At 64.2% G+C, this 7,375-nt stretch carries 6 protein-coding genes; 4 read left to right on the forward strand and 2 right to left on the reverse strand.

The genetic code is table 11. From position 1 onward, the window contains the following. On the forward strand, window positions 1-340 hold a 340-nt coding region (locus tag VTU_RS30105), incomplete at its 5' end, for a choice-of-anchor U domain-containing protein (protein ID WP_010109961.1). Between the two features lie 147 nt (window positions 341-487). On the opposite strand, the gene VTU_RS0123520 is transcribed toward VTU_RS30105, so the two are convergent. Both VTU_RS0123520 and VTU_RS0123525 read right to left on the reverse strand, forming a co-directional pair. Next, window positions 488-769, reverse strand: a complete 282-nt coding sequence (locus VTU_RS0123520; protein WP_010109962.1) for a type II toxin-antitoxin system RelE/ParE family toxin — start codon at window positions 767-769, stop codon at window positions 488-490. Beyond that, window positions 766-1,047: a hypothetical protein gene (locus VTU_RS0123525; RefSeq protein ID WP_010109963.1), complete on the reverse strand. Its 282-nt coding sequence runs from the start codon at window positions 1,045-1,047 to the stop codon at window positions 766-768. Before VTU_RS0123525 ends, VTU_RS0123520 begins: the two co-directional genes overlap by 4 nt. A gap of 480 nt (window positions 1,048-1,527) precedes the next feature. On the opposite strand from VTU_RS0123525, the gene VTU_RS35495 reads away from it, so the two are divergent. From VTU_RS35495 to VTU_RS30955, 3 genes are all read left to right on the forward strand, one after another. Further along, window positions 1,528-2,949: an Ig-like domain-containing protein gene (locus tag VTU_RS35495; protein ID WP_010109965.1), complete on the forward strand. Its 1,422-nt coding sequence runs from the start codon at window positions 1,528-1,530 to the stop codon at window positions 2,947-2,949. Further along, window positions 2,837-6,040 carry an Ig-like domain-containing protein gene (locus tag VTU_RS30950; RefSeq protein ID WP_010109966.1) on the forward strand — a complete coding sequence of 1,068 codons (3,204 nt, stop codon included), beginning with the start codon at window positions 2,837-2,839 and terminating at the stop codon, window positions 6,038-6,040. The genes VTU_RS35495 and VTU_RS30950 overlap by 113 nt, the downstream gene beginning before the upstream one ends. After that, window positions 6,016-7,375 (forward strand): Ig-like domain-containing protein (locus VTU_RS30955; protein WP_265597366.1); only part of this gene is annotated, 1,360 nt, incomplete at its 3' end. The genes VTU_RS30950 and VTU_RS30955, both read left to right, overlap by 25 nt.

Genomic DNA, 7,375 nt, shown 5'->3' on the forward strand with positions numbered 1-7,375 from the left:
GGAGACGCCCCTCGGGCTGATCAGTTTCGAGGCAAAGCTGGCCACAGGCCGCAGCAGCGAGACGTTCAGCCTGTATGTGGACCCGGCGCTGGGCGTCAACGGCTACTGGGCCAAGGACAGCACCGGCACCTGGACCAACCTGAGCAGCGCGCCCCACGGCGGCAAGATGGCGCTGGAAGGCGAGCGGCTGCGGCTGGACTTTGAGATCACCGATGGCGGACCGTTCGACGCCGACGGCCAAGCCAACGGCGTCATCACCGCCCCCGGCGCCGCAGCGCAGATGCCGCTGTCCGTCGTGGGGCAGGCATCGTCCGTGGCGCACGGCGAATTCTGGTTGTGACGGGTGCAGCGCGGGCCGAGCAGGAAGCAGCGCGTCCGAGCGGATCGCGGCAATGCGGGCGTGCAGTTTGGCCAACCGGCCCTTGGCCCTGCGGCGGTTCGCCGATCCCTTTTGCTTGCGGCTGAGCAAGCCCTGCCCATGCTGTCCTCACTGCACCGACGGCCACTGGCGGGCGGTATGCACCAGGGCCAACACCCACACCGTGCCCCCGTCGAGCTCATACACCAACCGATAGCTTTCATGCGGTATCAGTTCGCGGGTGCCTGAAATCTTGCCCGTTTTGCCCATCTTGGGATGCGCGGCCAGTCTGGCGGCCGCATCGCTGAAGAGCGCATCCATGCGAACGGCGCCGCCGGGGTTGTCGGCCGCGATGCAGTCCCAAACGTCAGCGCGGTCTTGTTCCGCCTCTGGCGTCCAGATGACGATCACGCCTGGTCTGCCGCTACCTGGCTGCGCCTGGCAGCGAACGCGGCTTCCACTTCATCATTCGACCGGCCACGGCCGGCACGCATCGAGGCGCGGCCAGCTTCGACCTTGCGCCGCAGGGAGTCGTCATATTCGCGGGTTTGGCGACGCTGCTCGATGTAGCCGCGCATCAGCTCGCGCATGACTTGGGATGCAGGTCGATCTTCGCCGGCAGCTTCGGCCATGAAGTCGGCGCGCAGCTCCGGTTCCAGCTTCATCGTGAAAACGGCTTCTTTCGACATGGTGTGCTCCTTGGTAGAGATACTGACGCAGTGTATATTTTGTCAGTATCAAACGCACGCGTAGGCAAAGCGCGCCGTGCCCGCGACCCTTGCCAGATGGGTCTCCGGGACATTGTTCGGCTCGAGCGCGATGCGCGCTTCTGGTTCTTGCGCGGGCGCGAGCCATACGGGCGGGCACTGAACACGGGGTGATGATCTCCAGAACGTCCTTCGGTCGGATCATGGATGCCGCGCACAGCGCGGGGTCCGCGGGCATGGCGGGGAGCGCCCATTCATCGGTTACAGCGAATCCTCCGTGGAAAGCAAGCGTAAAACCGCTAGGAAATCCATGGCCGGCACGCGCACATTCACCGCCCATGTTTTGACTGCTTTCTACCCCCGGTGACCCGCCGGCCTGGGTTGCAAACGCTGGATGAACCGGCGTGGAGCGGTGCCAAACCAAAGTGATTGGCACCCTGTCTGCCGAGGAGATGGAGATGCGTGCTGAATTCCGAAACGCAGACCCGGCAGGAGCAGCACCATGGCCGTCGAACCAGAAAGCCCCCCGTTGCCGGCCAGCCCACGGCCACCGTCACGCTCAGCGACACCCGCTTCAAGAGCGGCGAGACGGCCATCGTCACCTTCCGTTTCAACAGCAGCGTCACCGACTTCACGTTGGATGACGTTGATCTCAAGGATGCCAATGGCACGCTGAGCGAACTCACGGCAGATGCAGACGGCAAAACCTGGCGCGCCACGTTCACGCCCCAGGACAAGAACACGAGCAACACCAACACGATCCGCTTGAATCTCAGCGGCGTGACCAACGCCGCAGGCATCCCCGGGGTGGGCAGCGTCAGCAGCCCCACCTATAGCCTGGACACCGCGCCGCCCACGATCGAACGAATCTGGTGCGCCTACGACGACGACAAGCTCAGCGCTGGCGAATCCGTCCCCCTCATCATCCGCTGCTCGGAAGCGCTGGATCGGAGCAGTTTCACCCTGGCGGACCTGCATGTTCCCGAGGGCAAGGGCACGCTGTCCAACCTGCGCACCGACGACGGCATCAGATGGACGTGCATCCTGACGGCCCCGATGACGACCCCGGCTTCCGGTGAGTCACCGGAATTCATCTCCATCCCCGTGTACCTGGGCGGCATCACCGATCTCTCGGGCAATGCGGGCGAGGAGAAATGGGCGCAAAACAATGTCTACACCCTCGACACCATCCGACCCACCGCGACCATCACGCTGGACGACTACGACCTCACCGTTGGTGAAACCACCATCCTCACCTTGACCTGCAGTGAGCGTACCAACTGGATTGACTGGCCCACGGCCTTCGACCTCACGAACGCCAACGGCACATGCAACGACCGATTCAACGACCCAGGCAGCCTCAGGGTCAATCTCACGCCCGACGACAAGCACATGGTCTGGAAGGTCACCTTCACGCCAACGGCCAACGTCAACGACGTGACGAACACCATCCGCGTGAACCTCAGGGGAATATCCGACGTCGCAGGCAATACGGGCATGGGCAGCATCATCAGCGCCAACTATCGCGTGAACACCACCGTCCAGCGGCCCACCGCCACCGTCGTGCTGGCCGACACCCGCCTCTCGATTGGCGAGACGAGCATCGTCGCGTTCACCTTCCGTGAGCCGGTCTCCGGCTTCGATGCGGCCGACATCAATCTCGCAGACGCAAACGGTACCCTGGGCGCCCTCACGGGCGGTGCCGACGGCAAAACCTGGAGCGCCACCTTCACGAAAAAACAACATCGAGGACGCCAGCAACACCCTCCGCGTGAACCTCGCTGGCGTCACCAACGCCGCAGGCACCGCCGGACTGGGCGAGGCCGTCAGCAGCAACTACCAAATAGACACCCTGCGGCCCACCGTCACCATCACGCTGGCTGACACCAACCTCACGATTCGCGAAACCACCACCGTCACCTTTGCCTTCAGCGAGACAGTGGGTCCCTTGGTCGCCTTCGACGACCTCAGGGACACCGTCGACCTCAGGGACGCCCACGGCAAACTGGGCACGCTCACCTCGCCGGACGGCAAGACCCTTACGGGCGATCTCTTCTGGCTCACGGCCGACTTGGAAAACGCGACCAGCACCATCCGTATAAACCTTTCCGGCGTGAAGGACCGCGCAGGCAACACCGGGGTTGGCGTCGCCAGCAGCGCCAACTACATCGTGAACACCAGGTCTACCGACACCACCCCCCCCAGCGCCACCATCACGCTGGCCGACACGAACATCCGCAAAGCCACCGTCATCACCATCACCTTCACCGAAGAAATCCGCGGTGTGAACGAATCCCACTTTGACCTCACGGACGCCAACGGCACACTGGATTTTCTCTCCAGCTTCGACCACATAGTCTGGACGACCACGTTCACGCCCACGGAAAACGTCCGCGACACGACCAACACCATCCGCATGAACCTTGGCCGAGTGCAGGACATGACGGGCAACTACGGCCAGGGCAGCGTCACAAGCGGAAACTATCTCCTGGACACCCTCGACACCACCGTGCGCCCCACCATCACGCTGGACGACAGCAGCCTGACCGTCGGCGAGACGACCACCGTCACCTTCCGCTTCAGCGAGACCGTTACCGGTTTCACGGCCGACAACATTGACCTCAGGGACGCAAACGGCACACTGGGACCGCTCACGGCCAGCCCCGATGGCAAAACCTGGAGCGCCACCTTCACGCCCGCGAGCAGCACGCACGACGCCAGCAACCGCATCGGCGCGAACCTCACGGGGGTCCGCAACGCCGCAGGCCAAACGGGACCCGGCAAGGCCAGCAGCGACAACTACCAAATAGACACCCAGCTGCCCAGCGTCATCGTCACGCTGGCCGACACCCTCCTGACTCTTGATGAAACCACCACCGTCAGCTTCAGCTTTAACGAGATCGTCACGGGCTTCAGCCGCGACAACATCAACCTCGAGGACGCCCACGGCACGCTCGGCCCGCTGCTGGCCGGCGCCGACGGCAGAACCTGGAGCGCCAGCTTCACGCCCACGGTCGGCATGGAGGACGGCAGCAACCACATCCGCGTGAACCTTGCCGGCGTATCCAACGCCGCAGGCAACACCGGGACGGGCTACGCCACCAGCGACAACTACCAAATAGACACCCAGCGGCCCAGCGTCATCGTCACGCTGGACGACACCAGTCTCACCGCGGGCGAGGCGACCTCCGTGACCTTTGCCTTCAGCGAGCAAGTCAACAGCCCCCCGGTGAACGCCATCGACCTCGCGAACGCCCACGGCACGTTGGACGCGCTCACGGCGAATGCCGACGGCACGACCTGGAGCGCCACCTTCACGCCGACGGCCAACGCCAAGCACGCCAGCAACCACATCAGCGTAAACCTCGCCAACGTGACCGACGCCGCAGGCAATGCCGGCACAGGCACCGCGACCAGCATCGACTACCTCGTGGACACCACCGTCCAACGCCCCAGCGCCACCATCACGCTGGACGACACCAGCCTGACCATCGGCAAGACCACCACCGTCACCTTCCGCTTCAGCGAGGTCGTCACCGGCTTCACGGCCGATGACATTTTGCTCACGGACGCCAGCGGCACCCTGGGGCCCCTTGCGGCCGACACGGAAGGAAAAACCTGGAGCGCCACCTTCACACCCACTCCCGACAAGGAGGACCCGAGCAACCGCATCAGCGTGAACCTTGCCGGCGTAGCCAACGCCGCAGGCCACACCGGGCTGGACCGCGCGAACAGCGCGAACTACATCGTCGACACCACCGCACGGCCCACCATCACGCTGGCCGACACCGTCCTGACTGTCGGGGAAACGACCATCGTCACCTTCCGCTTCAATACGGCCGTCACCGACTTCACGGGCGAAGACATCGTGCTCACGAACGCCAACGGCACACTGGGCGAGCTCACGGCCGATGCAGAAGGCAAAACCTGGAGCGCCACGTTCACGCCCACGCCCAACAAGGAGAGCGCCAGCAGCCGCATCAGCGTGGACCTTGCCGGCGTGCGCAACGCCGCAGGCCACACCGGAACAGGCAGCGTCAGCAGCGCCGACTATCTCCTGGACACCATGCGGCCCCAGGTGATCGCCGTCCTGCTGCATCAGGGTGGCGGCGCAATACTCTCCGCCGGCGAAAAAGACAGCCTCACCATCACCTTCTCCGAAAAGCTGAAGCCGGACCATTTCACTCTGGATAACCTGTCTGTTCCCGCAGGCAAGGGCACGCTATCGGGCCTGTACACCCACGACGGCATCGAATGGTCGTGCACCCTGACGGCCCCGACGACGACCCCGGCTTCCGGCGATTCACCGGACGGAGTCCCCCTCCTCGTGTCCCTCGCCGGTGTGACCGATGTCGCAGGCAATCCGGCCCTGACCCCGGAGCGCTTCGACAATATCTACAGAATAGACACCACACCGCCCAGCGCCGTCATCACGCTGGCCGACACCTACCTCACGGCTGGCGAAACCACGACCCTCACCATCACCTTCAGCGAGGATGTCCGCTACTGGACCGACGGCATCGTGCTCAGTGACGCCAACGGCACGTGTGAGCCCATCGAGGCCACCGCAGATCCCAAAATCTGGACGACCACCTTCACCCCCACGGCCAACGTCAACGACGCAAGCAACACCATCAGCCTGGACCTGAGCTACATAGGCGACCCAGCAGGCAACGCCGGAGTGGGTCGCGTCACCAGCGCCAACTATCACCTGGACACCACCACCCTGCGGCCCAGCGCCACCATCACGCTGGCCGATACCCTCCTCACCGAAGGTGAGCGCACCACCGTCAGTTTCCGCTTCACCGAGCCCGTCACCGGCTTCACGATCGACGACATCGACCTCGCGCACGCCAGCGGCACACTGGATGCGTTCACCGCCGGCCCCGACGGAAAACCTGGAGCGCCACCTTCACACCCGCTGCCGACAAGGAGGTCGCCAGCAACCGCATCAGCGTGGACCTCAGCCGCGTGACCACCGCCGCAGGACTCGCTGGAATAGGCACCGCCGACAGCGCCAACTACCAGGTGGACACCGTCACCGTACGGCCCACTGTCACCATCACGCTGGCCGACACCCGCCTCACGGCGGGTGAAACGACCACCGTCACCTTCAGCTTCAGCGAGCCCGTCAACGGCTTCACGATCGACGACATAGACACGACCAAAGCCAAAGGCATACTGGGCCCGCTTGCGGCCGGCGCCGATGGAAAAACCTGGAGTGCCACCTTCACGCCCAAGGTCGATCCGCAGAACAACGAGGACCGCGGGACATTCATTCGCGTGAACCTCACTGGCGTGACCAACGCCGCAGGCCACGCCGGAATAGGCAGCGTCACCAACTCCGCCTATCGGGTAGACATCCTGCGACCCAGCGCCACCATCGTGCTGGCCGACACCCATCTCACGGCGGGTGAAACGAGTCTTGTCTCCTTCGAATTCAGCGAGTATGTCTTGGGCTTGGCTCTCGAAGACATCGTGCTCACGGACGCCAATGGCACGCTGAGCGCGATCACGAACCTCAGCGATTCTCATGGGGAGCTCCCCAACCTCGTCTCTTCCAAAAACTGGAGCGCCACCTTCACGCCCACAGCGAACGTGAGCGACGCCACCAACACCATTCGCCTGAACCTCAGCGGTGTGATCGACGAGCTGGGTAACACCGGAATGGGTCAGGCCACCAGCGCCAACTACACGGTCGACACCAGGCCAATCAACACCCCCACGCGCCCCATCGCCACCATCACGCTGGACGACACCGACCTCACGGCGGGAGAGACCACGCGCGTCACCTTCCGCTTCAGTGAGATCGTCACCGACTTCACGGCTGCGGACGTGGACCTCACGGACGCCAACGGCATAGTGGGGCCCCTCACCGTGGGCGCCGACGGCACAACCTGGACCACCCTGTTCACGCCAAAGGCCAATACCGAAGACGCCACCAACACCATCAGCATGAACCTCAACGGTGTGCGCAACGCCGCAGGCAATGCCGGAGTGGTCAGCGTCAGCAGCGCCAACTATCGCCTGGACACAAGGTCCACCACCACCGACACCACCGGCCCCACCACGGCCACCATCGCGCTGGCCAACAGCGCTCTCAAGGCCGGACAGACGACCACCGTCACCATCACCTTCACCGAACCCGTCTCCGGCCTGGACGTCAGCGACTTCGTCTGCGGGAGCGGCTCGCTGAGCGCGCCCACGGCGAACGCCGACCGCACCGTCTGGACGTCCACATTCACGCCCACGCTCAACACCAACGACGCGACGAATACCATCGAATTGAAACTCACCGGCGTCACCGACG

The organism is Verminephrobacter aporrectodeae subsp. tuberculatae At4 (genome assembly GCF_000193225.1).
GTDB classification, from domain to species: domain Bacteria; phylum Pseudomonadota; class Gammaproteobacteria; order Burkholderiales; family Burkholderiaceae_C; genus Acidovorax; species Acidovorax aporrectodeae.